Annotated in this window: 24 protein-coding genes and 1 riboswitch; of the genes, 12 read left to right on the top strand and 12 right to left on the bottom strand. The window is 69.3% G+C overall.

The annotated features are described in order from the left end of the window. Window positions 1–45 precede the first annotated feature (45 nt). Window positions 46–843: an SAM-dependent methyltransferase gene (locus BM417_RS22990; protein WP_093598101.1), complete on the top strand. Its 798-nt coding sequence runs from the start codon at window positions 46–48 to the stop codon at window positions 841–843. On the opposite strand, the gene srmL is transcribed toward BM417_RS22990, so the two are convergent. The 8 genes from srmL to BM417_RS22950 form a co-directional block, all read right to left on the bottom strand. Then, window positions 816–1,844: a PheS-related mystery ligase SrmL gene (srmL, locus tag BM417_RS22985; RefSeq protein WP_093597816.1), complete on the bottom strand. Its 1,029-nt coding sequence runs from the start codon at window positions 1,842–1,844 to the stop codon at window positions 816–818. The two genes, BM417_RS22990 and srmL, sit on opposite strands and share 28 nt — an antisense overlap. A 130-nt stretch (window positions 1,845–1,974) precedes the next feature. Beyond that, window positions 1,975–3,855, bottom strand: coding sequence for a patatin-like phospholipase domain-containing protein (locus BM417_RS49895; protein WP_093597813.1), 1,881 nt, complete (start codon window positions 3,853–3,855; stop codon window positions 1,975–1,977). A 77-nt stretch (window positions 3,856–3,932) separates the two neighbouring features. Next, complete coding sequence (locus BM417_RS22975; protein WP_093597810.1) at window positions 3,933–4,610, bottom strand: hypothetical protein; 678 nt, start codon at window positions 4,608–4,610, stop codon at window positions 3,933–3,935. Then, entirely contained in the window at window positions 4,607–5,116 is a 510-nt protein-coding gene (locus tag BM417_RS22970) for a SigE family RNA polymerase sigma factor (protein ID WP_093597807.1), read from the bottom strand. The genes BM417_RS22975 and BM417_RS22970 overlap by 4 nt, the downstream gene beginning before the upstream one ends. An 87-nt stretch (window positions 5,117–5,203) precedes the next feature. Beyond that, a complete protein-coding gene (locus tag BM417_RS22965) occupies window positions 5,204–6,418 on the bottom strand; it encodes a chymotrypsin family serine protease (RefSeq protein ID WP_143138759.1) in 1,215 nt (404 codons plus the stop codon). 119 nt (window positions 6,419–6,537) lie between these two features. Next, window positions 6,538–7,170 carry a CatB-related O-acetyltransferase gene (locus BM417_RS22960; RefSeq protein ID WP_093597801.1) on the bottom strand — a complete coding sequence of 211 codons (633 nt, stop codon included), beginning with the start codon at window positions 7,168–7,170 and terminating at the stop codon, window positions 6,538–6,540. Beyond that, entirely contained in the window at window positions 7,167–9,041 is a 1,875-nt protein-coding gene (locus tag BM417_RS22955) for an ABC transporter ATP-binding protein (RefSeq protein WP_093597798.1), read from the bottom strand. The genes BM417_RS22960 and BM417_RS22955 overlap by 4 nt, the downstream gene beginning before the upstream one ends. A gap of 34 nt (window positions 9,042–9,075) precedes the next feature. Continuing rightward, on the bottom strand, window positions 9,076–9,972 hold the full coding sequence (locus BM417_RS22950) for an alpha/beta hydrolase (protein ID WP_218164521.1): 897 nt from the start codon (window positions 9,970–9,972) through the stop codon (window positions 9,076–9,078). 69 nt (window positions 9,973–10,041) lie between these two features. Here BM417_RS22950 and BM417_RS22945 point away from each other — a divergent pair, with 69 nt between their 5' ends. From BM417_RS22945 to BM417_RS22935, 3 genes are read left to right on the top strand one after another with little or no spacing between them, the layout of a single operon-like run. Further along, window positions 10,042–11,064 (top strand): M48 family metallopeptidase, encoded by a 1,023-nt coding sequence (locus BM417_RS22945; protein WP_093597795.1) that lies wholly within the window; start codon window positions 10,042–10,044, stop codon window positions 11,062–11,064. A 15-nt stretch (window positions 11,065–11,079) separates the two neighbouring features. Then, on the top strand, window positions 11,080–11,856 hold the full coding sequence (locus BM417_RS22940; RefSeq protein ID WP_093597792.1) for a S1 family peptidase: 777 nt from the start codon (window positions 11,080–11,082) through the stop codon (window positions 11,854–11,856). A 23-nt stretch (window positions 11,857–11,879) separates the two neighbouring features. Continuing rightward, window positions 11,880–12,605: a S1 family peptidase gene (locus tag BM417_RS22935; protein ID WP_093597789.1), complete on the top strand. Its 726-nt coding sequence runs from the start codon at window positions 11,880–11,882 to the stop codon at window positions 12,603–12,605. On the opposite strand, the gene BM417_RS22930 is transcribed toward BM417_RS22935, so the two are convergent. Continuing rightward, the gene (locus tag BM417_RS22930; protein WP_143138758.1) at window positions 12,577–14,772 is read right to left on the bottom strand and encodes an ATP-binding protein; all 2,196 of its coding nucleotides are present in this window, start codon (window positions 14,770–14,772) and stop codon (window positions 12,577–12,579) included. The genes BM417_RS22935 and BM417_RS22930 overlap by 29 nt on opposite strands. A gap of 93 nt (window positions 14,773–14,865) precedes the next feature. Here BM417_RS22930 and BM417_RS22925 point away from each other — a divergent pair, with 93 nt between their 5' ends. Beyond that, window positions 14,866–15,714, top strand: coding sequence for an RICIN domain-containing protein (locus BM417_RS22925; protein WP_177320542.1), 849 nt, complete (start codon window positions 14,866–14,868; stop codon window positions 15,712–15,714). A 5-nt stretch (window positions 15,715–15,719) separates the two neighbouring features. Here BM417_RS22925 and BM417_RS22920 read toward each other — a convergent pair whose 3' ends face one another. Beyond that, window positions 15,720–16,328, bottom strand: a complete 609-nt coding sequence (locus tag BM417_RS22920) for a LysE family translocator (RefSeq protein ID WP_093597780.1) — start codon at window positions 16,326–16,328, stop codon at window positions 15,720–15,722. Between the two features lie 148 nt (window positions 16,329–16,476). On the opposite strand from BM417_RS22920, the gene BM417_RS22915 reads away from it, so the two are divergent. Together BM417_RS22915 and BM417_RS22910 are read left to right on the top strand one after the other, a co-directional pair. Next, on the top strand, window positions 16,477–17,211 hold the full coding sequence (locus tag BM417_RS22915; RefSeq protein ID WP_093597777.1) for a serine protease: 735 nt from the start codon (window positions 16,477–16,479) through the stop codon (window positions 17,209–17,211). A 13-nt stretch (window positions 17,212–17,224) separates the two neighbouring features. Next, window positions 17,225–17,683: a GNAT family N-acetyltransferase gene (locus tag BM417_RS22910; RefSeq protein ID WP_245822087.1), complete on the top strand. Its 459-nt coding sequence runs from the start codon at window positions 17,225–17,227 to the stop codon at window positions 17,681–17,683. Here BM417_RS22910 and BM417_RS22905 read toward each other — a convergent pair. After that, window positions 17,637–18,830, bottom strand: a complete 1,194-nt coding sequence (locus tag BM417_RS22905; protein ID WP_245822085.1) for an 8-amino-7-oxononanoate synthase — start codon at window positions 18,828–18,830, stop codon at window positions 17,637–17,639. The two genes, BM417_RS22910 and BM417_RS22905, sit on opposite strands and share 47 nt — an antisense overlap. A gap of 43 nt (window positions 18,831–18,873) precedes the next feature. Between BM417_RS22905 and BM417_RS22900 the strand changes: the two genes are divergently transcribed. Beyond that, window positions 18,874–19,935 carry a cytochrome P450 family protein gene (locus BM417_RS22900; protein ID WP_218164520.1) on the top strand — a complete coding sequence of 354 codons (1,062 nt, stop codon included), beginning with the start codon at window positions 18,874–18,876 and terminating at the stop codon, window positions 19,933–19,935. Here the strand turns inward: BM417_RS22900 and BM417_RS22895 are convergent. Further along, window positions 19,919–20,752: a quinone oxidoreductase family protein gene (locus BM417_RS22895; RefSeq protein WP_093597771.1), complete on the bottom strand. Its 834-nt coding sequence runs from the start codon at window positions 20,750–20,752 to the stop codon at window positions 19,919–19,921. The genes BM417_RS22900 and BM417_RS22895 overlap by 17 nt on opposite strands. A gap of 80 nt (window positions 20,753–20,832) precedes the next feature. On the opposite strand from BM417_RS22895, the gene BM417_RS22890 reads away from it, so the two are divergent. The 4 genes from BM417_RS22890 (at window position 20,833) to BM417_RS22875 (ending at window position 25,118) form a co-directional block, all read left to right on the top strand. After that, complete coding sequence (locus BM417_RS22890) at window positions 20,833–21,339, top strand: helix-turn-helix domain-containing protein (RefSeq protein ID WP_245822084.1); 507 nt, start codon at window positions 20,833–20,835, stop codon at window positions 21,337–21,339. Between the two features lie 10 nt (window positions 21,340–21,349). After that, entirely contained in the window at window positions 21,350–22,309 is a 960-nt protein-coding gene (locus BM417_RS22885; protein WP_093597768.1) for a threonine aldolase family protein, read from the top strand. A gap of 78 nt (window positions 22,310–22,387) precedes the next feature. Next, window positions 22,388–22,912 (top strand): hypothetical protein, encoded by a 525-nt coding sequence (locus BM417_RS22880; protein ID WP_093597765.1) that lies wholly within the window; start codon window positions 22,388–22,390, stop codon window positions 22,910–22,912. 147 nt (window positions 22,913–23,059) lie between these two features. Further along, window positions 23,060–23,175: riboswitch (cobalamin riboswitch) on the top strand. 38 nt (window positions 23,176–23,213) lie between these two features. Then, on the top strand, window positions 23,214–25,118 hold the full coding sequence (locus BM417_RS22875) for a putative cobaltochelatase (protein ID WP_093597762.1): 1,905 nt from the start codon (window positions 23,214–23,216) through the stop codon (window positions 25,116–25,118). Window positions 25,119–25,127: the final 9 nt, after the last annotated feature.

Below are 25,127 nucleotides of genomic sequence, written 5' to 3'. Positions count from 1 at the left end.
GTGGTGGTGGACACCCGTGCGGCGACGACGGAGGATGCGCACGTGATGGAAGAGCTGAAGTGGGTCCCGTCCACGGTCGACGTCACCCGCCCGAGCGTGGCGCGGATGTACGACTACTACCTGGGCGGCTCGCACAACTTCGAAGCCGACCGTGCCGCCGCCAAGCAGGTGGAGCAGATCTTCCCCGGCGTCGCCCAGAGCGCGCAGGCGAACCGCTCGTTCCTGCGCCGGGTCGTCCGCCACCTGATGACGCAGGGCGTCGAGCAGTTCCTCGACCTGGGCTCCGGCATCCCGACCGTGGGCAACGTCCACGAGATCGCCCAGCACGACAACCCGAACGCACGCGTGGTCTACGTCGACTTCGAGCCGGTCGCCGTCTCCCACAGCAACGCCCTGCTGGCCGACAACCCCAACGCGAACGCGATCCTCGCCGACCTGCGCGCCACGTCCTCGGTGCTGGCCGGCGCCCGCGAGACGCTCGACTTCTCCCGCCCGGTCGGTGTGCTGGTCATCGCCGCGCTGCACTTCGTCTCGGACGCCGACAGCCCGTACGAGGCCATCGCCCAGTACATGGCCGACCTGCCGTCCGGCTCGTACCTCGCCATCACCCACGCCACCTGGGACACGCTGTCCGAGGCCGAGCTCGCCGAGGCCCGTGAGGTCGCCAAGATCTACAGCAACTCCGACAACAAGCTCACCATGCGCACGCACGCCGAGGTGACGCGGTTCTTCGACGGCATGGAGATGCTGGAGCCGGGCGTCGTCGCGGTCAACGACTGGCGCCCGGACTCCTTCGACGAAACCCACGTGGGCATCTACGGCGCTGTCGGCCGCAAGCCCTGAAGCAGCCTGTCCCTGATCTCGTTCGTCTCGCGGTCGGTGAGGGTGCGTTCCGGCGCCCTCATCGTCACGCGGATGAGCACGTTCTTCTGACCGCGCTTGGTTTCCAGCCTCTGCTGGACGTGCGGCGGTAGTTCTTCCGCCGGTGTCTCGCTGAGGATCTCGATCTCCTCGACGACGTCCTCCGGCACGAGCGCGCGGATCCGGTCGCCCAGCGTTTCGGCGTCGTCCTCGGTGTTCGCGACGATCGAGATGTCCCTGATCGCGGCCGGGTGCCGGGAGATCGGCCGGTACTCGGTGAGGTCCAGCATCTGCGTGCTGATGCGCGGATCGGAGTTGCGCAGCAGGCGGATGTCCGGGATTCCCTTGCGCAGCATCAGGATCCGGTCCAGGCCGAGGCCCATCGCGAGGCCGTGCGGATGGTGTTTGACGACGTGCCGCGCTGCCCTGCCGCACTCACCGACCTCGACCCACTCGCCGTCGTGCTCGACGTCGATCTGCTTGCCGTGCGTGGTGTACGGGTGCTGCGCGTCGATCGTGCGATAACGCTTGCCGGGCAACAGGGTGGTGACGACCGTGTGGATGAGGTCCTCGAGTGGTTCCGCTGCGTTGCTGATCCGCCAGACGTCGAGCTGGTGCGGTGTGCCGGTGTGCAGGCGGTCGACCGTGTCGCGGCGGTAGACCAGTCCCGGGCAGAGCAACGTCACGTCCGGGTTCGCGTTCTTGAGCGCCGGCGGGATCATCGCCGTGGTGTGGCTGCGCAGCATGCACGTCTCGCTGACGTACCTGGTGTAGCGGGCGTCGCGGGTGATCGCGTCCCGCGGGTAGCCGAGGTGCTCGTAGTTGTGCTCCACCGGGACGAGCGGGTGGTGGCGGACCTCCCGCGGGTCGTCCAACGCCTGTTTCAGGTCGGCGATCAGGAGTTGCAGGGCGTGCGGGCCCTGCGCGGGATCGGTGAGATCGCGGACGTTCAGGGCGTGCACGAGTTCTTCGGTGCGGTACATGGGGTTTCCCGTTCTCCGGTCTGGGTTCCTGGCTGCGGAGTCCCCCGACCGACGGGAAGGTCTTTCAGGCGCGAGCCACCCACGCGGGTCGGGGGCGGCTAAATCGCGTCACGAACCCAGGCTAGCGCGCCTACTCGGGTGGCGTCAGCCGCAAATCCGGATCCACCGGCGGCACCCCGTCGAACGGCCCGTCGTCCTTGAGCCGCCCTACGTGGTCCAGCGCGACCTCGATCCCGTCCCGGAACGGATCACCGTCCGCAGGGGGAGTGCGGAACCAGTCGTGCAGTTCGGCCGGGATCTCGAACCGCTCCAGCAGCTCCTCGTACAGCGCGTCGCGGTCGGCCGCCTGCGTGCCGAGCTCCTGGTACTCGCGCAGCGCCATGCGCAGCCGGATCCAGCGGTAGCGGTCGGTGTTGCGCTGCTGCTCGAATCGTTCGCGCAGCATGTCGCCGGCCTGCTGTCCGCGCAACGCCAGCCGCTTGATCGTGGCGGGCGGCATGAACAGGTTCGAGCCGCCCTCGTCGTCGGACTGCCGCACGTGCGCGATGCGGCCGCGGTAGCCGGGGAGCGCCGACTGCATGGTGTCGCGCCAGTCCAGGAACGTGTCCAGGATGGACACCAGGAAGCGCGGCACGGTGCCGATCGACGAGTAGGGGGTGCCGGAGGCCGACGCGTCCTGCTCCGGCAGCCACACGTCGGTCTTGTCGCCGTTCGGGTAGGGCTGGATGGTCAGGCCGAACGTGGGCCAGCGCGGCAGCAGCGCGTCGAAGAAGTGGATCGGGAAGTTGCTGGTGATGCCGCCGTCGGAGAACCAGTGCACGCGTCCGTCCCGGCACAGCGGCACCGCCGCGATCAGACCGGGGAACGACAGGGACATCCGCACGGCGAGCACGACCGGCAGCTGGTCGCGCGAAGGCAGTTCCCGCAACGGCATGTACTTGTGCAGCGGGCACTTCGACGTCGTCTCGCGCCCGTTGAGCTGCTCGACCACCCGGCTCGGCAACACGTAGCCGAGGCACTCGTCGCAGTACTGCCACTCGTCCTTGAACGGCAACCGGTACGGCCGCCCCTCGGACAGGTCGGTCGTCATCAGCACGAGGTTGATGTCGCCGAGGTCGCCGAACGTCAACGCCTCGGAGGTGCCCGCGATGTCGTCCAGCCGGTCGGCGATCCAGTCGGCCAGCGGCGGCACGTTCGTCGACTTCGGCACCCCGGCGAGCCGATCGAGCCACGACGGCCTGAAGTCACCCGTGCCGGGCACGAGTCCGAAGTGGATGGACCGGGCGTTGTCCTTCAGGAAACGCTGCATCGCGTACCCGTACGTGACGATCAACGCGCTGACGGCCGCGAGCGACAGCACCAGCCACACGAGCAGAACGATCGCCGCCGTCGCGTAATGCCGGGAGAACGCCAGCCCCAGCACGAGTGGCACCGCGGCGAACACCCAGGCGGGCCACGGCAAACTCGCTCGCAACGGCCACAACACCATCACCAGGCACGCCAGCGCCAGCACGACGACCAGCGCCGTGATCCAGCCCGGATACGCCGAGGGCGCGAGCCACGCCGAGAACAGCACAGGCCCGCCCAGCCACAGCAACGCCATCAGCGCCAGCACCGACTTCGCGCGCAACCCGACCGCGCCCAGCAACGCGAAGAACAGGCACGAGATCGCGCTACGCCCGGTGGTCTCGCGCTTCTGCATGGACGCGATGACGATCCGATACAACGCACGGGTCTTCTCGGCGGGCTGGAACAGCTGAGCCATCCGCCACCGCTCCGCGCCCGAACCGGACGTGAACCAGTCGATCAGCCCGGCGAGCTTCTCGAAGCCACCGGACGCCCGGCCACGCTCGGCCGCCGCCGTGAACCCCGCGGCGATCGCACCGGCGGACGCGCCACCGATCTGCTTGAACTCGTAGTGGCGGGCCAGCGCGGCGACCGCGAGGGGGTACACGACTCCGCTGGTCGTGCCGCCCCGCATGGTCAGGTCGCAGTAGCGGTCGTACTCCATGTGCCCATGATCGCGCGATCAACGCCGGCGTTCGGCAAGTTCACCCGGATGCCACCGGATCGTTCTCCGCACGCCCGTCACCACTTCCAGGGCGGGTCGGGAACGGCGCCGCCCTGAGCGCGGTAGCTCGTGGTGAACGCGTCCAGTGCCTTGGTGATCTCCCCGAACCGCACGACATCACCGTTTTCGACGGTGCCGCAGTTCATGGCGAAGTCCACCGTGCTGCTGGAGCCGTCCGGGTACTCGAACCGCATCAGGTACTGGGGTCGCAGCGACATCGTGCACCCCGCATCGCGTGCCTCGGGGTGCTCCGCGACGAACGTGTCGTGGTCGGGCAGCGCGTTGAGCGTGGAAACGACCTCGGCGACGTCCCTGTCGATGGTCACGGCCTCGGTCTGCCAGTCGTTCCCCGACGTGCCGACGCGGTAGACGCACATCGTCGCCCGCACCGCCCCGTCCGGCAGCAACTGCCCGGCGGCGCCCTGTCCCAGCTTCGTGGGCCGTGCGGTGTAGGCGGGGCAGCCGGCGGTCGGTTCCCCGCCGGCGGTGAAGGGCTCGACCGGCTCGCCGCGCAGCAGGAGGGGCACCGTTGTGGCGGCGGCGACTGCCAGCAGCACCACGGCTCCCGAGACGACCGAGCGACGACGGCGCCTGTGCCGGGCGGCGCGGTCACGCACCGCGGCCACCCGATCGTTCGATTCGGGCAGATCAGGTACCGCCCCGGACAGCAGCGTGCGGATGTCGTCATCGTTCATCGTTCGCCTCCTCGCCGGATCAGGTCGTGGAGGCTCTCGTCCGCTCGCAACGCCGCCAGCGCGCGGCTCGTGTGCGTCTTCACCGCACCGGTCGAGCACTTCAGCACCGCCGCGGTGTCCGCGACCGACCGGTCCTCGAAGAACCGCAGCACCAGCACCGCGCGCTGCTGCCTGCTCAGCCTGGCCAGCCCGGCGAGCACCACGGTCCTGCTCGTCACGTCGTCAGCGTGGTCGAGACCGGCGAGCACGTCCGGAACGTCGCCGGTCGGCACCTCGGACCTCCAGCGCCGCCGCCACCAGGTGAGGTAGGTGCTGTAGAGCATGCGCCGGGCGTAGGTGTCCAGGTGCTCGACCCGGCCGCGCCGCAGCCACAACTCCGTCAGCACGGTCTGGAGCAGGTCCTCCGCCTTGTGCGCGTCACCCGTCAGCAACCAGGCCGACCGCAACAGCGATCCCGACCTGGTCGCGATGAAGTCGACCAGCCCGGCTTCCGCGTCCGTGTGCATGCCACCTCCCCCCATCAGACGACCTGGGGACATGATCCGGTTGACGCGAGTGCCGGAAGACGGCGGCCCGTCTCCCGGCACGTCAGGTCACGGGGTGACCGGCCAGACTCCGAAATCGTTGTACACGGTCGCGAAGTCCTGGAAGAACATCGTCCGGCCACCGTCCGGCGTGCCCGTCACGGTGCCGCGCGCGAACGCCCGGTTGTCCGTGCTCAGCCCGTACACCGGCCCGCCGCTGTCACCCGGCCGCGACGAGGTGCCGCTCGGTGTCGCGGCCGCCACCAGATCGCTGGCGCAGGTGTAGTCGCCGTCCGAGTCGATGCCGCAGACCCGCCTCGTGAAGTCCGGCTGGACGACCAGCCCGCACAGCTGGCTGCCGATCGCGCCGGCCGTGGTGATCCCGGACTGGCAGTACACCTCGCCGGGGATGGCGTGGGCCCAGCCCCCGATGCGCACCGCCCCGTGGTCGTCGCGCCCGCCAGTGAACAGGTAGCCCTGACTCGGCCCCCTGACCCCGGCGGCGACCAGCAGGATGTCGTGTTGCCACACCTCGCGCGTGGCCTGCCCGACGTTCTCGCCGGCACCGTCGCGGAAGGTGTCCGGCGGGGTGCCGCAATGTGCGGCGGTCAGCATCCACTGACCGCCGCCGCCATCCGTCACCGGGAATCCGGCGGTGCAACCGCCGCGACCGTTGGCGTTGTTGAGCGCGCCACCACCCCACCACGGCGCGCTGTCGTTGTTTCTCGTGTGGAACTCGAATTTCCCTGTCGGGGCGAATTCGACCGGCACGCCCACGTCAGGTGCCGAGACATTTTTCGCGTTCGTCGTCGTACCTACTCGAAGGCCGCTGCCATCACCGAGAATCGTCACCGACCGCGCCCCGGACTCAGGGCCTGTCAGCACCGCGTCAGCGAGGTCGTCGGCGGCTTTCTCCAGTTCCGCATACGAGTACCTGGCGGACTCGACGCGCACCGGAGCGATCTTGCGCGCCTGCTCGACGGCCGACCTGGCCTGGTCGGGAAGCTCTCCGCGCCAGCGGAGCACGACGGAGTCGCCGTCGACGAGCAGGTTCGTGAACCCGCCACCCGCAGGCAGCGCGTTCTTCAGCAGTTGAGCGGCCCTGCTCGGCTCGAGTTGGGCCTTCATCATGGCCACCACTTCCGCTGGGACGCCCCGGAAGGCATCGGCGTGCGGGGTGGTGGGCTTTTCTTCGATGCCGGCGGTCGCATCGACCGCGGTCAGCAGGGCACCGAAAGTTGCGACCGAAAGAGCGCATGCCATTAATCGCTTCGACGTGAACAAGAAAGAACCCCCAGCTCTTTTTTGTCGTCCCCTCGGCACAGTCCTGCGAATGGTGCGTGTGAGGGTGGCGAGCAACGACCGTGGCATCTGTCCGGTTCGCCCGCAACAAGCTGAACGGCTCAGTTGACCGCGGCGAGTTCGGCGGGCGTACCGGCCATGATCACGCGGACGTGCTCGGTCACCTTCTCCACCGGCCAGTCCCACCACGCGATGCGTTCGAGCAGTTCGACGTCCGAGTCGCTGTAGCGCGTTTTCACGAGCTTCGCGGGGTTGCCGCCCACGATCCCGTACGCGGGAACGTCCGACACCACCACGGAACCGGCGGCGACGATCGCGCCGTTGCCGATCCGCACGCCCGGCATGATCAGGGCGTTGTAGCCGATCCAGACGTCGTTGCCCACCACGGTGTCGCCCCGGCTCGGCGCGCCCAGGGCGATGTCGAGCGTCTTCTCGCCCCAGACGCCACCGAAGATCGTGAACGGGAACGTCGACACGCCCGCCATGCTGTGGTTGGCGCCGGACATGATGAACCGCACGCCTTCGGCCAAAGCGCAGTAACGGCCGATGACCAGCTTCTCGGCGCCGAAGTTGTAGAGGACGTTGCGCTGCTCGAACTCCGTGGCGTGGTGAGGGTCGTCGTAGTAGGTGTACTCGCCGATCTCGATCTGCGGGTTCTTCACCAACGGCTTGAGCAGCACCGTGCGGGCGTAGTCCGGCAACGGGTACAGGTTGTCCGGCGAGGGGATGGTCACGGGGCTCCGATCGGCTCTTCGCTGAACTGAGTGCGGTACAGCTTGGCGTAGTGGCCTTCCCGGGCCAGCAACGTTTCATGCGTACCGCGTTCGACGATCTGCCCCTTGTCCACGACGAGGATCTGGTCCGCGGCCCGGATCGTCGACAGCCGGTGTGCGATCACCAGCGACGTCCGGCCCGCCAGAGCCTCGACCAGCGCCTCCTGCACCGCGGCCTCCGAGCGCGAGTCCAGGTGCGCGGTGGCCTCGTCCAGGATCACCACGCGCGGCTTGGCCAGCAGCAACCGGGCGATGGTCAGCCGCTGCCGTTCACCACCCGACAGGCGATAGCCGCGTTCACCCACGACGGTGTCCAGCTGATCGGGCAACGACGACACCAGGTCCGCCAGCCGGGCACGGGTCAGCGCGTCCCAGATCTCCTCGTCGGTGGCCGCCGGAGCCGCGAGCCGCAGGTTCGCGCCGATCGACTCGTGGAACAGGTGCCCGTCCTGCGTCACCATGCCGACGGTCTCGCGGATCGAGTCGAACGACAGGTCGCGAACGTCCACACCGGACAGTCGAACCGAGCCGGAGTCCGTGTCGTACAGGCGAGGCAGCAGCGACGCGATCGTGGACTTGCCCGCACCCGACGCGCCGACGAGCGCGATCAGCGAGCCGGGCTCGGCGACGAACGACACCCCGCCGAGGATCACCTCGCCGCCACGGGTGTCGAGCGACGCCACCTCCTCCAGCGAGGCCAGCGAGACCTTGTCCGCGGACGGGTAGGCGAACTTCACGTCCGAGAACTCCACCGACACCGGCCCGTCCGGAACGGAGACCGGCGAGGCCTTCTCCTTGATCAACGGCGGCAGGTCCAGCACCTCGAAGACCCGCTCGAACGACACCAGCGCCGTCATCACGTCCACCCGCGCGCCGGCCAACGCCGTCAACGGCGCGTACAGCCTGGTCAGCAGCAGTGCCAGCGTCACGATCGTGCCCGGCGCCATCGTCCCGGCGAACACGAAGTACCCGCCCAGTCCGTAGACCAGCGCCAACGCCAGCGAGGACACCAGCGTCAGCGCCACCAGGAACAGCCACTGCGCCACCGCCGTCCGCACGCCGATGTCGCGCACCCGCCGTGCCCGCGACCCGAACTCGGCGCTCTCGATGGAGGGCCGGCTGAACAGTTTGATCAACGTCGCGCCCGGCGCGGAGAACCGCTCGGTCATCTGCGTCGTCATCGCCGAGTCGAGGTTCGCGGCCTCGCGGTGCATCGACGCCAAACGCCTGCCCATCCGCCGCGCGGGGATCAGGAAGATCGGCAGCAGCACCATCGCGAGCACCGTGACCTGCCACGACAGCGTCAGCATCACGATCAGGGTCAGTACCAGAGCGATCACGTTCGTGACGACACCGGAGATCGTCTCGGAGAAGGCCCGCTGCGCCGCGATCACGTCGTTGTTCAGCCGCGACACCAGCGCACCGGTGCGCGTGCGGGTGAAGAACGCGATCGGCATCCGTTGCACGTGGTCGAAGACGGCCTGCCGCAGCCGCAGGATCAGGTCCTCGCCGACGCGCGACGACTGCCACCGCTCGGCCAGTGAGAACCCGGCCTCCAGCACCGCAACCCCGGCGATCGCCAGCGCGAGCCACACGACCAGACCGAAGTCCTTGCCGCCGATGATGGTGTCGACGACACGTCCGGCCAGCACCGGAGAGGCCACCGCCAGTACGGCGGCGACCGAAGAAGTGCCCAGCAACGCGTACACGGCCCGTCGCTGCGGGTGGGCGAACCGGGCGACACGCTTCAACGTCGCCCGGCTCACGCGACGGCTTTTCTCGTCCTGCATCGCGCTTTCGAGCGCGTACCAGGCGTTGAAGTCGATGTTCATGACGCCCAGTCTCGAACCTCGACCTACAACGAGGTCAAGCCGTTTTCAGGAACTCGTCGACTTCGGCGAGTGCCGCCGCACGCACTGGCTCAGGCGACAGGAACAGGTCGTGCATGCCGGCCTTGATCTCCACGACCTTCACCGATGATCCGATCTTCGGACCCCACCTGCGCATGCCCTCGACGTCGAGCACGGCGTCCGCCTTCGAGACGTCCTCGCTCCACTCCTTGGCGTTCAACATGCTCTTGTCGGAGTGCAGCACCAGCACCGGCACCCGCACGTCGAGTCCGTTGTGGACCTTCTCCTGCGCCAGCAGCACCGCCCGGATCCATCCGGCCAGCACGGGGAAGCCGGCCAAAGGCTTCCACTTCAGGTCGAAGTCCCACTCGCCGTTGCGCGAGTTGTGGATCGCGGCCCCGTACGCCTCACCGAGGTTCGCGCGGATCTTCACCTTCGGCGCGACCCCGCCGATCAGCTTCACGACCTGCCGCATGAACGGCGGTTCGACGACGTCCAGCCACGGGCTGTTGAGCACCAACGCGTCGATCAGGTCGCTGGAGCGTCGTTCGTGCGCCCACAACGACGTGGTGAGGCCGCCGGTCGAGTGCCCCATCAGCACCACACGCGAATGCTCTTCACGAATGACGGCGATCGCGGCGTCGATCTCCTCGAAGTACACGGCCATGTCGGTCGTGTAGTTCGGCACCTCGCCATCGCGCAACGATCGGCCGTATCCGCGCAGGTCGACGGCGTAGAAGTCGTAACCCTGGGCCGTGTAGTGCGCGGCCACGTGCTCCTGGAAGAAGTAGTCCGCGAAACCGTGCACGTAGAGGATCGCCCCACGGTCGTTGGCGACCGCACGGCGGCGGACCAGAGTCGCTGAGGCCCCGCCGCGCAACGGCAGAACTGTGGTGTCTTCGTCGCTGCTCACCGCGCAAGTTTGCAACGGTCCAGGGTGGATTCCGTGCAGCCTTGTCCGGATCGTGTCTAACCTGGGGGAGTGACGGGGGATATTGAGCAGTCATCGAGGGTGCGGTTCCCGGGCATCAGCCCACGCGCCTATGAGCATCCTGCCGACCGAGGCGCCCTCGCGGTGCTGAGGGCGGTGCCCGCTGTGGCACCGATCCTCAAGGCGGTCGCCGGAGCCTTCACCGAGCGGGGTGAGCGCCTGCTTCAGGTGGCGTCCTCCGTCCGGGTGGGCCCCAAGCAGTACCCGACGCTCGACCGCATCCGCAACGAGGTGGCGGCGACGTTCGACCTCGCCGAGGTGCCCGAGCTCTTCGTCGAGCGCAACGCGCAGGCGTACGGCTACACCTACGGCATCGACAAGCCGTTCATCGTGATCAGCACCGGCTCGGTCGACCTGCTCGACAACGAGTCGCTGCGCTTCCTGATCGGTCACGAGATGGGCCACGCGATGTCGGGCCACGCGCTCTACAACACGCTGCTGCGCAGGCTGGTCGACCTCACGACGTCGTTCGCGTGGGTGCCGGCCGGTGCGCTGGCCATGCGCGCGGTCATCGCGGCGTTGCGCGAGTGGCAGCGCAAGACCGAGTTGTCCTGCGACCGGGCGGGCCTGCTGGCCTGCCAGGACCCGCAGGCCGCGCTGCGCACGCACCTCGCGCTCGCGGGCGACCTCGGCGGTCAGGTCGACATCGCGTCGTTCCTCGCCCAGGCCAAGGAGTACGAGGAGGTCGAGGACATTCGCGACAGCATCCTCAAGCTCCTGCACACCGAGACGCGCACGCATCCGCTGGTCGTGGTGCGGGCCGCCGAACTGCAGCGCTGGTCGGCGAGCGAGGAGTACCGCGAGATCCTGACGGGCACGTACGCGCGCCGTGAGGACGACAGGCCGACGACGAACCTCACCGACGACGTGAAGTCCGCCGCCCGGTCCTACAAGGAGTCCATGAGCAACTCCGCCGACCCGCTGATCAAGACGATCAACGACATCGGCGAGACGGTCATGGGCGCGGCGGGCAAGATGTGGAGCAAGGTTGCTCCGAATGGCACAGCGGAGTAGCTACCATCTGGAGTCATGAGACGACTCCTGGTGTTGGTTCTCTCCGCAATGCTCGCTTCAACGGGCACCGCAGCCGCCAACGAGCAGGTCGTTGGCGGCGAGCGGGCCTCCATCGAGGCCAACCCGTGGGCCGTCTACCTCCTCGACGACCGCGGTGCCCAGTTCTGCGGTGGCACGATCGTCGCCCCGGCGAAGGTGCTCACCGCGGCCCATTGCGCGATCGGCCGCTCGCCGAGTGAGCTCAAGGTCGTCGCGGGTCGTGAGGACAAGCAGGACCGCGGCGCCGGGGTGACGGCCACCGTCACGAAGATCTGGATCCACAAGCAGTACACCGCGGCCGACGAGGGCGAGGACGTCGCCGTCCTGACGCTGAAGGACGCCCTGTCGTACCAGCCGCTGCCGCTCGCCGAACTGTCCGATCGGGCGCTTTACCAGCCCGGCACGGAGCTGCGGGCGCTCGGCTGGGGACGCACGGCCGAGAACGGCAAGACGTCCCGCTTCCTCATGCAGGCCACCGTGCCGGTGCTGCCGGACGACTTCTGCGTCGACACCTACCCGCAGTTCGTGAAGGCGGACATGTTCTGCGCGGGCTACGAGGGCGGCAAGATCGACACCTGCCAGGGCGACTCGGGCGGCCCGATCGTGGCGGACGGCAAGCTCGTCGGCGTCACGTCGTGGGGCGAGGGCTGCGCCCGCAAGAACAAGCCCGGCGTGTACGTCCGGATCTCCCGCTATGCCAAGGATCTTCACTCGGTCGTGGATGCTTCGCCGCCTGGAGTTGTCGACCCGTAGGCCGCTGGGTTCTGCTGGGCGGCATGCGACTGCTGGCGGTTCTGATCCTGTTCGTGATCACGGTGACCCCGGCTCACGCCGCCCCTCGGATCGTCGGCGGCGAAGTGGTGGACGACGCCGGCGAGGTGCCGTGGATGGTGGCCCTGACGACCTCGTCGGGCCACCAGTTCTGCGGTGGCGCGCTCCTCGGTCCCGGGCAGGTGGTCACGGCGGCGCACTGCGTCGACGACCGCACTCCCGGCTCGATCACCGTCGTCGGTGGGCGGCTCGACCTGCGCACCGACGGCGGATCCACCTCGGTCGCCGCTTCGTACGAACTCGTCGAGGGCTATTCGACTCCCTCGCGCGGCAAGGACATCGCGTTGCTCACGCTCGCCGAGCCGATGCCGTACCGGACGTTGCCGGTCGCCGCCGCCGGCGTCCACATGAACGGCAGCGTCGGCGTCGTGTACGGCTGGGGGCGGCAGGCGGAGAACGACACGGACAAGAGTCCGTTGCTGCACAAGGCCTACGTCCCGATCATGGCGGACGAGCAGTGCGCCGCGACCTATGCGCGGTACGACGCTCAGGCCATGTTCTGCGCGGGATATCCCGACGGCGGCATCGACGCGTGCATCGACGACTCCGGTGGCCCGTTCGTGGTCGGCGGCCGGCTGGCGGGCATCGTGTCGTGGGGCATCGGCTGCGCCCGTCCGAACGCGCCCGGCGTCTACACGCGCGTCACGACGTACCTGAACGCAGCCTCCTGACCAGATCGGCCCGGTAGCGCAGTCCCGCGCTCTCCGCTCGTTCGATCGCCTTGTCGTACAACGCTTCGTCCTGCGTCAGAGCGGCTTTGCCCGCCAGCGCGCGCACCTCGATGATGCGGAACCCGGCGTCGGCCGCGCGTCGCAGCACCTCGTCGTACTCGGCGACCGACCGGTTGACCTCCGCGAGCACCAGGCCGGCGTCGACCTCGATGAACAGGTCGTCGTCGCCCGCCAGTTCGAGCGCGCGTTCAGCGTGGTCACGGGCTTCGTCGCGGCGGCCGACAGCGATGAGCAACTCCGCGTACTCGACCCGTGCGGACATCTCGATCGGCCGCAGCCCGTGCTGCCGTGCCAGGTCGAGTGCCTCGCTGAACGCGGCTTCCGCGTCCGCGTGCCGGTGCCGGGCCGCGAGCACCACACCGAGGTTGTTCAGGCCGTTCGCGAGGTGCTGCCAGTCGTCGATCCCCCTGGCCAGGTCGACGGACCGGCGCAGCGCGTCCTCGGCGGAGGAGAGCCCGCCGAGCTCCAGGTCGACCAGCCCGAGGTTGCCGAGGCCGCCGATCAGCTGCGCTCGCATGCCATTGGGCCCGTAGAGCTCGATCGCCGACGCGAGGTGCTCGCGGGCGCGGGCGAGGTCGCCGAGGTCGTGGTAGATCCCGGCGAGGGTGTTGAGCGCGGTGGCCTCCGGAGCCTGCGCGCCGGCGGCGCGGTACTCGGCGATGGCCCGCTCGCTGTGCTCGATCGCCGTCCGGTGCTCGCCGGACCGCCAGTCGAGGTAGGCGAGGCACACCCGCATCGCCGCCGCGCGTTGCCCGGTCTCGCCACCGTCCAACGCGGCACGCGCGATCGTGCGCAGGTCGCCGTACTGGCCGGTGAGCAGCAGGAACGGCCTCGTAGCCACGACCAGTGCCGCATCAGGCTGCTCCTGCGCGAGCGCGACGAGGTTCGGCCGTTCCACCTCGAACCAGGCCATCGCCTCCTCGCGGTCCGCGAACGCGACGGAGTCCGAAGTGGACGGAAGCAGGCGGGTGAAACCGACCTGCAACCGGGCTTCGGCACCGTCGGCCCGCCTGAGGTACCAGTCGAACACCGTCTGCCGGTCCTGCGCTGTCGCCCGTTCGTGCGCGTAGAGACGCAGGAGGTCGTGCAGCTGGTAGCGATTGTTGTTCTGCTGCACCAGATTCGCCGCGACCAACTCGTCGGTCGCCGCTCCGGCCAGGTCGCGCGGAATGTCCGGGCCGGGCACCGCGCCGAGGAAGTCGAACGTCCTGCGCGCCCGCGGTGAGAGCTTCCGGTAGGAGAGGTCGAACGTCGCCTGCACGGCCGTGTCGTCGTCCTCGATCTCCAACGCCTCAAGCCGGTGCTCGCGCAGTTCCTCGACGTAGTCCGGCAGGTGCCGCCCGGCGAGGTTCGCCCCGGCGATCCGCAACGCCAGCGGCAGCCGCCCGCACAGCCTGACCAGCTCGCCCGTGTCGCCGTCGACCCGCATGCCCTTGAGCAGCTCCCGTGCCTCCTGCTCGGCCAGCACGGACAGGGTGACCTGCGCGAACTGCGGCAGGTCCTGGCGGCTCGTGACCAGCGCGGCGCAGCCGGGGGCGGCCGGCAGGAGGGGCTCGATCACCTCGGCGGTCGCGTTGTCGAGCACCACCAGCACCCGCCGGTTCCGCAGCAGCTCCTGGTAGTCGTCGTTCGGCCCGCCGCCCAGCGCCTTCACGAACCGTTCCAGCGCCTGCTCGACCGTCATCGACGGCCCGGTGGAGAAGCCGCGCAGGTTGACGTAGAGCTGCCCGTCCGGGAACTCGGGCCGCAGCCGGTGCGCCTCCCGGATCGCGAGCACGGTCTTGCCGACGCCGGGCAGCCCGGTGATGGCCCGAACCGGCGCGTCGATCAGCTCCAGCCGCGCGATCTCCTCTCGTCGGCCGACGAAATCCGGCAGGTCCGCGGGCAGCTGGCACGGCGCGGGCGGCCGCGGCACCAGCCGGTACCCGGTCGGTTCGGTGATCACCTGCTCGGTGCCGCGCAACCGGCTGACCAGCGTCCGCAACGCCGCGCGTGGATGCATCGGCGGCTCGTCCGGCCACACCTCGGCGGCCAGCACGTCGAACGGCACGGGCTCGCCGGGACGTGCGGCCAGCGCGGCGCGCAGTGACTGCAGTCGATCCACCACGAACTCGATCGTAGGTCCGTAGCGTGCGGGGGTATGGGGAAAAGATCATTGGGTGTCGTCGCCGCCATCGCGGCCGCGCTCACCCTGGGGGCAATGACCACAGTTCCCGCGGGCGCCGAGCCCGCCGGGAACCCGATCGTCGAGCTGAAGAGCGTGGCGCGCGGCCAGTGCATGACGACCGGCGCGCCCGATCCGTTCGTGGTGGAGACGGCCGGCTGCACCGGCGCCGCGAACCAGCGCTGGGAGAAGGTCGGCCTGCCGAACGGGCAGTTCTTCCTGCGCAACATCGCCGACCGGTGGTGCGTGGACGGCCAGGGCTCCCTGGCCACCAACCCGTGCGACGAGACCGACGAGTACCAGCGGTGGGAACTCGTCACCGACGCGTCCGGGGCGACGAAGCTGAAGCTGGCCATCTCCTGGCCTTCGTACGCCGACACGTCCTGGTACGACGTGCTCGACCTCAAGATCATCACGGACGAGCCTCAGGACACCGACCACCAGCGCTGGGTCGTGACCGAGGTCGGCTCGGTGTCGCCGTTGCCGGACACCACCGGTGCCGCGGTCACCCTGGAGAACTCCCGCTGGTGGGCCGTCGAGCTGACCGACTACTGCGCCAACGGCGCCCGCATGGGCCCCTGTCCCGGCTCGGCGTTCCAGCGGGTCGAGCTCGGTGGCGGCGCGTTCCAGTTCCGGGCGGGCGACGTCTGCCTGCGGCCCAAGCCGGGGGCGCGGTTCGACCTCGACCTGCTCGGGGACTGCGCCACGACCGATCCGGGGCAGCAGTGGCGGTTGGAGGGGCCCGACGTGTTCGGCGGTCACCTGGTCCGCAACGTCGACAAGGGCACCTATCTGACGCGCGTGTCCGACAACCTGGGCCTGTACGCGAAGGGCGGCTTCAGCGGGAACCCGCAGGCGCAGAGGTGGTACCTGCACCTCGCGTGAGGTGATTAGAGGACCAGTCCGACCGACATGGTGAGGAAGACGGCCGCGCAGACAGCGTCGAGCGCGGTCGTCACACCAGGTCGCTTGAGCTTGCCGGCCACGCGGGAGGCCGCCAGCACGATCATCAGCTCCCACACCGCCGCGAGTCCGAGGAACACGACCGCGAGCATCGCGAGCTGAGGCGCCGGTTCACCCGATCCGATGAACTGTGGCAGGAACGCGAGCGAGAACAGGATCATCTTCGGGTTCGTGATGTTGGTCAGGAAGCCCTGCCGGAACGGCCGCGTGCTCATGACCTCCTCCGGCTCGCCGCCGGAGCGCTTGATCAGCCCGCGCGTGATGGAAATCGCCAGGTAGAGCAGGTAGCCGGCGCCGATCCAGCGCAGCGCCGTGAGCACCATCGGGTACCGCGCGAGCACCACTCCGAGGCCCGAGATCACCAACGCCACCTGGACCGCCGCGGCCGCGTGAATGCCGCCCAGCGCGAGCAGTCCGGCGCGGGTGCCCGAGCGCAGTGACGTGCGCAGCAACAGGAAGGCGTCAACACCGGGGGTCACGATGACGACCGCGCATGCGATGAGAAAGGCCGGAACCTGGCCGAAGTCGAACAACACCGTACATACCCCCGTGATCTATGACACTGGCCGCAAAATCTCCGGCTTGACGCGACACTAACACGAGAATCTTCGGTTTTGACGCCGTCCTAGCGCGATCGCTACCGTTGGTGACCGATCGTCCACCTGGCGCAACGAGGAGTGGTCCGTGAGGGGTAAGCGGTGTGCCGTGCTGGTAGCGGTGATCGCGCTGGTCAGCGGTGGTTCGTCCGCTGATGCGATCGTTGGGGGGACACCCGCGCGGGTGGCCGACACCCCGTGGGTTGTGGCGATCACCACCACGGACGGTCAGCTGATCTGCGGTGGCGCGCTCGTCGCCCCGGACAAGGTCATGACGGCCGCGCACTGCGTGACGCTCAAGGGCGTGTTCGGCAAGAACCAGCGCCCCGCCGAGCAGCTGCGCGTGGTCGCCGGCCGCACCGACCTGCGGAACAGGGGTGAGGGTGTCGACGCGGCGGTCGCGAGCGTGTGGCGGCACCCCGAGTACGTCGAGGTCACCAAGGGCGACGACGTGGCGATCCTGACGCTCGCGAGCCCCGTGCCGTACCGGACGATCTCGCTCGGCGAGGTCGGTGACGACGGAGTGGTGCTCGGCTGGGGCCGTACCGCCGAGAACACCCCGCCCGCCATGACGCTGCGCAAGGTGACGGTGCCGATCCTGTCCGACTCCGAGTGCCTGCTGAAGGAACCGGACTACCGGCCGGGCGCGATGCTGTGCGCCGGGCGCGGTGGCCGGGACGCCTGCACCGGCGACTCGGGCGGGCCGCTCGTGGTGCGCGGCAGGCTCGCGGGCGTCGTGTCGTTCGGCCGCGGCTGCGCACGGGCAGATGAACCTGGTGTCTACACCCGGCTCGCTCACTACCGGCAGACGCTGGGCTTCTGATATCCACGACCAGGTGCGAACCACACAGTTTCCGGCGACCCTGCGCCGTCAGTGGGGGCTCGACCTGAGCCCCGCCCAGCTCTACGCGATCTTGCGGCTGCGTCAGGACGTTTTCGTCGTGGAACAGAACTGCGTCTACGCCGACGTGGACGGCCACGATCTCGCCCAGGGGACGCGGCACTTCTGGTTGGAGTCCGAAGGATCGCACGAGCCGCTCGCGTACCTGCGACTGCTCGAGGAGGCAGACGGCACGTTCCGCGTCGGACGCGTCGCCACCGCGCGCATGGCCCGCGGCCGCGGCTACAGCCGTCGCCTGATGCAGGCCGCGCTCGTGGACATCGGCACCGCGCCGTCAGTGCTCGACGCGCAGACGTACGTCGCCGACTTCTACGCGTCCTTCGGGTTCGTCGCCGAGGGCACCGAGTTCATCGAGGACGGGATTCCACACCTGCGGATGCGGCGCTCTCCCTGATCACGCGCACCGCGCGCTCGATGTCGGCCTCGGTCAGATCGGCGCGCGCGGTTAGCCGCAGCCTGCTGATCTGGTCCGGCACCGACGGCGGCCGGAAGCACCCGACGACGACGCCGCTCGTGCGGCAGTTCTCGGCCCACTGGAACGCCTGCTCCGGCGATGGCGCACGGACGCTCACCACGGCCGCGGTCGGCGTGCTGACCTGGAAACCGGCTTCCTTCAGCCGGTGGCTCAGGTCGTGCGCCACGGTCAGCGCCCGTTCGGGACGGTCCGGCTCCTCGCGCAGGATCTTGATCGCCGCGAGCGCCGCCGCCACGCTGCTCGGCGCGAGGCCGGTGTCGAAGATGAACGGGCGCGCGGTGTCGATCAGGTGCTTGATCACCCGGCTCGGGCCGAGCACCGCACCGCCCTGCGCGCCCAGCGACTTGCTCAGCGTCAGCGTGGTGATCACGTCCGGCGCCTTGATGATGCCCGCCGCGGCCACCGCGCCCCGGCCACCGGGCCCGACGACACCGAGGCCGTGCGCGTCGTCCACGACCAGCGCCGCACCGGTCGCGCGGCAGGCCTCGTGCAGTTCGCTGAGCGGGGCGATGTCGCCGTCGACGCTGAACACCGAGTCCGTGACGACGATCGCGCGCCGCTTGCCGCGGGTCTCCAGCGCGTGCCGGACCTTGCCGACGTCGCAGTGGTCCGCGACGACGACGTCGGCCTTCGACAGGCGCGTGCCGTCGATCAGCGAGGCGTGGATGTGCTGGTCCGCGACGATCGCCGTGCCGGGCCCCGTCAGCGCCGTGACCGCGGCGAGGTTCGCCATGTACCCGCTGCTGAACACCAGCGCGGACTGCGAGCCGCAGAAGTTCGCGAGCTCGAACTCCAGCTCGGCGTGCAGCTCCGTCGAGCCGGTGACCAGGCGCGATCCCGTCGAACCGGAACCCCACTTCAGCGTGGCGGCGGCCGCGGCACCCGCGACGCGCTTGTCCTTGGCGAGCCCCAGGTAGTCGTTGCTCGCGAGGTCGAGGTCCGTCGAGTCCGACGTGCGCGGCCGCAGCCGCCGGCTCAGACCAGCCTTGGCTCGCGCTTCAGAGCGGACGTCGATCCAGTCGAACGTCGACTCACCACCACTGGAAATCGCCTCAGTTGTGCTCACGGTCACCGCCTGAGTCTCCCATCCGCCCGCTAGCGTGCCGCTCGTGGACCTGTTCACCTTCACGCGCGCCGAACTCACCTCGCCGGTGCAGTTCCTCGGCGGACGCTGGGTGGTGTCGGCCTACGACGACGTGCGCGCCGTGCTGGCCGATCCGGTCACCTACCTGCCCGACAACGCCCTGACCGCCGTGACTCCGGTGGGCACGGCCGCGCTGCGGTCCTTGGTTCGCGCCCGCTTCTCCCTGCCGCCGACGCTGGCGAACAACGGTTCTGACTCGCACGCTCAGTTGCGCCGCCTCGTCGCCTCGTTCTTCACGCCGGTCCGCGTTGCCGCTGCGGAGCCTCGCATCCGGTCCCTCGTTTTGGAACGGCTGGGTGGCACGGATCTCGTGCGCTCGCTCGCGTGGGACCTGCCGGCGATCGTGCTGATGGACCTGCTGGGGTTGGAGAACGTCGACATCCCGACGTTGAAGCGCTGGAGCTCCGGGTCGCTGGAGTTCTTCTGGGGCGACATCACCCGCGAACGGCAGCTGGAGCTGGTCGACGACGTCGGCGACTTCCACCAGTGGCTGATCAAGCGCTACCACGCCCGTGACGGCGAACTGTTCTGCGCGCTGGCCGATGCCGGAGTGTCCGCTGAGGACTCCGCCGGTCTCTGTTACTTCCTGCTGATCGCCGGTCAGGAGACGACGACCCAGTTGTTGTCCACGGCGTTGCGTCGTGCGTTGCAGGACCGCGCGTTGTGGGCGCGTCTGGGTTCGCCTGGTGTGGCCGAGGCGTTCGTCGAGGACGTGCTGCGGACCGAGACGCCCGTGGTGACCTGGCGGCGGCTGACCGCGCGTGATGTCGTGCTGTCGGGTGTGCGGGTGCCTGCCGGTGCGGAGCTCGTGTTGTTGTTGAGCGGTAAGGAAACTGACCCGCGTCACCTGGCGTTCGGGTACGGCCGTCACTTCTGCCTCGGTGCCGGGCTGGCTCGGCTGGAGGCCGCGGTGACGTTGCGAACGGTGGCTGAGCACGAGCCGTCGTTGCGGCTGGACGGCTCGGAGCCGGAGTGGCTTCGGCTGCTGTCGTTCCGGGCGCCCCGGTCGGTCACGGTCGCGCGATGAGCTTGCCTGTCGTCGTGCGGGCTTCGAGTGCTTTGTGTGCTTCGGCGATCTCGTCGAGCCGGTAGACGTCGCCGAGGTTCGGCTTGAGCTGTAGCTCGAACACTTCTTCTGGCGTGGTGTCGCGGGGCAGACCCATGACCGCGACGCCCTTGCGGAAGATGTCGCTCGCCGTGACGTCCAGCGGTTCGCCACTCGCGTACCCGAACACGACCATGCGGCCGACACCGTCCTTGAGCAGCTCGAACGCGCTCTTCCCGACCGTGCCGCCGATGGACTCGAAGACGACGTCGACCGGTTCGAGGCCGTCCCAGTCGTAGCCGAGACCGCCCTTGCTGGACGCCGCGAGCACGGTCGCGCCCGCCCGTTCCGCGAGCTGCACGAGCAGGCTGCCGACGCCACCGGACGCCGCCTCCACGAGCACCCGGTCACCCGGCCGGATGCGTGCCGCCTTGGCCGCCGCGACCGCTGTGGTGCCTTGCAGCAGCAGAGCGAGGGCCTCGTGGTCGCTCACGTCGTCGGGCACGTCGATCGGGTGCTCGATGACGGCCTTCGTGGCATAGGCGCCGTCGCGCGGCACGCCCATGACGCGTCGGCCTTCTCCTGTGGTGCCAACGACTTCCGAGCCGAGCGTGGCGGGGAGCGACGGCCCCGGATACCACGGGAACAGCTCCCTGCCCTTGCCCCGGCGGATCACCGTCTCGCCGTAGTTGAGGCCGATCGCGGTGACGTCGACGAGCGCGTCGCCGGTCGGATCCGGGACCTCCTCGACCTTCAACACCTCGGGCCCGCCGAACTCGTGGAACCGCACTGCCTTCATCGTTGCCCCCCAGTAAGCGGACCGTCGGTCCGGTTGCTAGAATACGGACTGCCGGTCCGCTTGTGTCAAGGGAGAGTTCGTTGGAACGTGCCGATGCCGCCCGCAACCGGGCCGCGATCCTGGTGGCCGCCACCCGGCTGATCGGTGAGCGCGGCATCGACGCCGTGTCGGTGGAGGACGTGGCGCTGGCGGCGGGCGTCGGCAAGGGCACCGTGTTCCGGCGGTTCGGCGACAAGGCGGGCCTGGTCAGGGCGGTGGTCGACGAGACGGCAGCCTCGTGGATCCAGACCGCGTCGTTGGAGTGCCGCTCCGCCGGAGAGTTCGCCGGCACGCTGTTCGACCACGTGCTGGCGTCGTTGCCGCTGGTCATCGCCGTGGAGCGGACGACGGTGCGCAGCTGCGAGGGCAACTTCCGGATCACCGTCGAGCGGCTGGCCCGGTTGGTCGGCTCGACGTTCAAGGCGCACACCGTGCTGGCCGTGCTGCGGGGCGAGCACATCGAGTTCCTGCTGGCCCAGGGCATGAAGGCCGCCGAGATCCGGGCGGGCGTTATCTCGCTCGCGGACACGCTCGCCGCTGAGGTTTGATGCCCGGGTGATGAACCGACAGCTCTCCGGAACCCGCAAGAAGACGCTGCTGGAGAGGCTCGGCCCGGTGCCGGACGTCGATCCCGACCGCTACGGCGACGGCGGCCCGGTGGGCGCGCTGGAGACGCGGGTCGCGCAGCTGCTGGGCACCGAGGCCGCGCTGTTCGTGCCGACCGGGACCATGGCGCAGCAGATCGCGTTGCGCTGCTGGGCCGACCGCACCCACAACCCGATCGTGGCGATGCATCCCCAGGCACACCCGTTGAACCACGAGGACGACGCGCTGACCGTGCTGTCCGGCCTGCGCCCGATCAAGGTGGCGAACTCCGAGGTCGCGACCTGCCCGGAGCCGTACGGGACGCTGCTGCTGGAGGTGCCGGACCGCGAGGCCGGGTTCGTCCTGCCGACCTGGGACGAGCTGACGTCGCTCGTCGATGCCGCTCGCGAACGGGACGCGGTCGTGCACCTCGACGGCGCCAGGCTGTGGGAGAGCACCTTCGGCCTGGGCAAGCCGCTGCCCGAGATCGCGGGCCTGTTCGACTCGGTCTACGTGTCGTTCTACAAGTCCCTCGAAGGCATCTCCGGCGCGGCGCTCGCCGGCACCCAGGACTTCGTCGACCAGGCGCGGGTGTGGCGGCACCGGTACGGCGGCATGCTGTTCCAGCAGTGGCCGGCGGCGCTGTCCGCGTTGCACGGCCTGGACACCGTGCTGCCCCGGCTGGGCACCTACGTCGAGCACGCCAAGGTCGTGGCGTCCGCCATGGGCCTGCCCGAGCCGCACACCCACCAGTTCGCGCTGCACCTGCCCGGCGACCCGAAGCGGCTGACCGAGGTGAGCGGCAAGTTCCTCGGCAACTTCTGGCGGGACGGCATGCTCGCGAAGAACGAGATCACCGTCGCCGAGCCCGCGCTGGAGTGGACGGCGGACGAGGTGCGGGAGGCCTGGGCGGAGTTCCAGAGCCTGATCTGAGGGCGACATCGCTCAATCGTGTCGCCAAGCCTTCTGTCACGATCTGATCTCGGGGTGTGATCAGGAGGCAATTTCAGCATGACCGCCCACGTGTTCGTGGACGAGACCAAGGAGAAGGGTTACCTGGTCACAGCAGCCGCTTTGGTACCAGGCGACCTCGCGGCCGCTCGTCGCACCGTTCGAGGCCTGATCATGGCCAACCAGCGGCGCATCCATTTCCACAAGGAGTCCGACCAGCGGAGGAAGCAGATCCTCGACGTCGTTGTGGAGATCGCGCCCGAAGTCACGATCTACGACGGTTCCGCGCACGCCCGGCGCCGCCAGCGTGACGCATGCCTCGTTCGGCTGGTTGCCGACCTTGCCGGTTCCGGTGTCTCGATGCTGGTGCTCGAACAGGACGATTCCGTCCTGGAGGCGGACAAGAAGCTGCTCTACCGCTGTGTTCGGGATCTCGGCTGCCACGACACTCTCGTCTACCGGCACCATCGCGCCCACGAGGAGCCTCTGCTGGCGTTGCCTGACGCGGTCGCGTGGTGCTGGCATCGCGGTGGCCACTGGAAGAAGAGGGTGGAACCCTTGGTGGCCTCGCTGGAAGTCCTCTGAAATACGCGAAACCCGGCCCACCCACCGTCCGGAAGGCTGCCGGGTCCACTTCACAGCGCTAGTGCGTCTGCGCAAGCCAAGACTACCGCATTCCTGACGCGACATCGCTCACCTGGCTGTTGGACCTGAGGGTGCGAAATGCGACGATGCCGGGGCTGTGAGGGGAGTGCGAGGAAGCCGGTGCGAATCCGGCGCCGTCCCGCGACTGTGACCGGTAGTGAGAGAACCGGGAGTCAGGAACTCGTTCCCCTCTTGATCACCGACCGCGGGCGTGGACACCCGAGGAAGGACTTCGCCGAGCATGTTCCCCTTTTCGGCTGTTGTCGGACATGACGACCTCCGGCTTGCCCTGCTGCTGAACGCCGTTCATCCCGGCATCGGCGGCGTTCTCGTCCGCGGCGAGAAGGGGACCGCGAAGTCGACCATCGTGCGCGCCCTCGCCGCGCTTCTGCCCGAGCTGGACGTTTCGCGAGGCTGCCGTTTCGGCTGCGTGCCCGGCAGTACCGACTGCCCCGACGTGCCGCACGACGGTGTCGAACGTCGCCCGGCCAAGCTCGTCGAGCTGCCCGTGGGTGCCACCGAGGACCGCCTGGTCGGGTCGCTCGACCTGGAGAAGGCGCTGACCGAGGGCGTGCGGGCGTTCCAGCCAGGGCTGCTGGCCTCGGCGCACCGGGGCGTGCTCTACGTCGACGAGGTCAACCTGCTGCACGACCACCTGGTCGACCTGCTGCTCGACGCCGCCGCGATGGGGCGCGCGCACGTGGAACGCGAGGGCGTGTCGGTCTCGCACCCGTCGCAGTTCCTGCTGGTCGGCACCATGAATCCCGAGGAAGGCGAGCTTCGGCCGCAGCTGCTCGACCGGTTCGGGCTGACCGTGGCGGTGAAGGCGGCGCGGGACGTGAGTGTGCGCACCGAGGTGATCCGGCGCAGGCTCGCCTACGAGGCCGACCCCGTGACGTTCGCGGAGAAGTGGGAAGCCGAGGACGCGAAGCTCAAGCAGCAGATCGCCGACGCGAAGCAGAAGCTTCCTCAGGTGTCCCTTCCGGACAGTGAGTTGCGCCGGATCGCCGCCGTCTGCGCGGCTTTCGAGGTCGACGGCATGCGCGCGGACCTCGTCGTCGCCCGTGCGGCGACTGCCCACGCGGCGTGGCGAGGTGCCGAAAGCGTCGAGGAGACCGACGTCGAGACCGCGGTCAGGCTCGCCCTGCCGCACCGGCGCCGCCGCGACCCGTTCGACGAGCCCGGCATCGAGGAACAGCAGCTCGAGGACGCGATGCGCCAGGCTGCCGAGCACGCGGAGGAGCCGGAGGAAGGCCCGGACGACGACGGTCCCGGCGGCGGCGAGCTGCCCGAGCCGCAGGAAGGCCCGAAGGGCAATGGAAACGCGCCCAGCGACCGTCCGGCACCGGAGCCGTCGCCCGCGTTCAAGGCGCGGCTGCTGGAGGTTCCCGGAGTCGGGGAAGGCGCGCCCGGCAAGCGTTCCCGGGCCCGCGCCCGCACCGGCCGGATCGTCCGTTCGTCCAAAGTGGACGGCAACGGGCTGCACCTCGTCGACACGCTCACGAACGCCGCGCCGCACCAGCAAGCGCGTGGCCGTCGTGGCCCCGGACTGCTGCTCACCGCCTCCGACCTGCGCAAGGCGGTCAGGGAGGGCAAGGAGTCGAACCTCGTCCTGTTCGTCGTCGACGCCTCCGGCTCGATGGCGGCGCAGAAGCGGATGTCGGCCGTCAGCGGCGCGGTGATCTCGTTGCTGCGCGACGCCTACCAGCGCCGGGACAAGGTCGGCGTGGTGACGTTCCGCGGTCAGAGCGCCGAAGTCGCTTTGCCCCCAACGACTTCCGTGGACGCGGCGGCCACCAGGCTCAAGAAGATGCGCACCGGCGGCCGGACCCCGCTCGCGGACGGTCTGATGAAGGCCCACCGCGTCCTGGAGATCGAACGGATGCGCGACCCGCAGAAGCGCCCGCTCGTGGTGCTGCTGACCGACGGCCGCGCGACGTCGTCCGGCCTGGGCGGCGACCCGACCAAGGACGCGCTCAAGGCCGCAACCCTGCTCGAGAACACCGCCGTCGTGGTCGTCGACTGCGAACAGGGCCACGTCCGCCTCGGCCTCGCGCAGAAGATCGCCGAGGCGTTGCAGGGCACCTGCGTGAAGCTCGACCAGCTCAGCGCCGACCACCTCGCCGGCGTCGTCCGGGCCGCATAAGGAGAACCC

The sequence above is a fragment of the Lentzea waywayandensis genome, from assembly GCF_900115955.1.
Lineage (GTDB): Bacteria > Actinomycetota > Actinomycetes > Mycobacteriales > Pseudonocardiaceae > Lentzea > Lentzea waywayandensis.
This window is presented reverse-complemented; position numbering and strand designations above follow the sequence as displayed.

What these genes read in the sequence shown, in the direction of transcription:
- BM417_RS22990 (WP_093598101.1), top strand. Translation starts at nt 46, where the DNA reads ATGGAAGAGCTGAAGTGGGTCCCGTCCACGGTCGACGTCACCCGCCCG.
- srmL (WP_093597816.1), bottom strand. Translation starts at nt 1,844, where the DNA reads ATGTACCGCACCGAAGAACTCGTGCACGCCCTGAACGTCCGCGATCTC.
- BM417_RS49895 (WP_093597813.1), bottom strand. Translation starts at nt 3,855, where the DNA reads ATGGAGTACGACCGCTACTGCGACCTGACCATGCGGGGCGGCACGACC.
- BM417_RS22975 (WP_093597810.1), bottom strand. Translation starts at nt 4,610, where the DNA reads ATGAACGATGACGACATCCGCACGCTGCTGTCCGGGGCGGTACCTGAT.
- BM417_RS22970 (WP_093597807.1), bottom strand. Translation starts at nt 5,116, where the DNA reads ATGCACACGGACGCGGAAGCCGGGCTGGTCGACTTCATCGCGACCAGG.
- BM417_RS22955 (WP_093597798.1), bottom strand. Translation starts at nt 9,041, where the DNA reads ATGAACATCGACTTCAACGCCTGGTACGCGCTCGAAAGCGCGATGCAG.
- BM417_RS22940 (WP_093597792.1), top strand. Translation starts at nt 11,080, where the DNA reads ATGAGACGACTCCTGGTGTTGGTTCTCTCCGCAATGCTCGCTTCAACG.
- BM417_RS22935 (WP_093597789.1), top strand. Translation starts at nt 11,880, where the DNA reads ATGCGACTGCTGGCGGTTCTGATCCTGTTCGTGATCACGGTGACCCCG.
- BM417_RS22925 (WP_177320542.1), top strand. Translation starts at nt 14,866, where the DNA reads ATGACCACAGTTCCCGCGGGCGCCGAGCCCGCCGGGAACCCGATCGTC.
- BM417_RS22895 (WP_093597771.1), bottom strand. Translation starts at nt 20,752, where the DNA reads ATGAAGGCAGTGCGGTTCCACGAGTTCGGCGGGCCCGAGGTGTTGAAG.
- BM417_RS22885 (WP_093597768.1), top strand. Translation starts at nt 21,350, where the DNA reads ATGAACCGACAGCTCTCCGGAACCCGCAAGAAGACGCTGCTGGAGAGG.
- BM417_RS22880 (WP_093597765.1), top strand. Translation starts at nt 22,388, where the DNA reads ATGACCGCCCACGTGTTCGTGGACGAGACCAAGGAGAAGGGTTACCTG.
- BM417_RS22875 (WP_093597762.1), top strand. Translation starts at nt 23,214, where the DNA reads ATGTTCCCCTTTTCGGCTGTTGTCGGACATGACGACCTCCGGCTTGCC.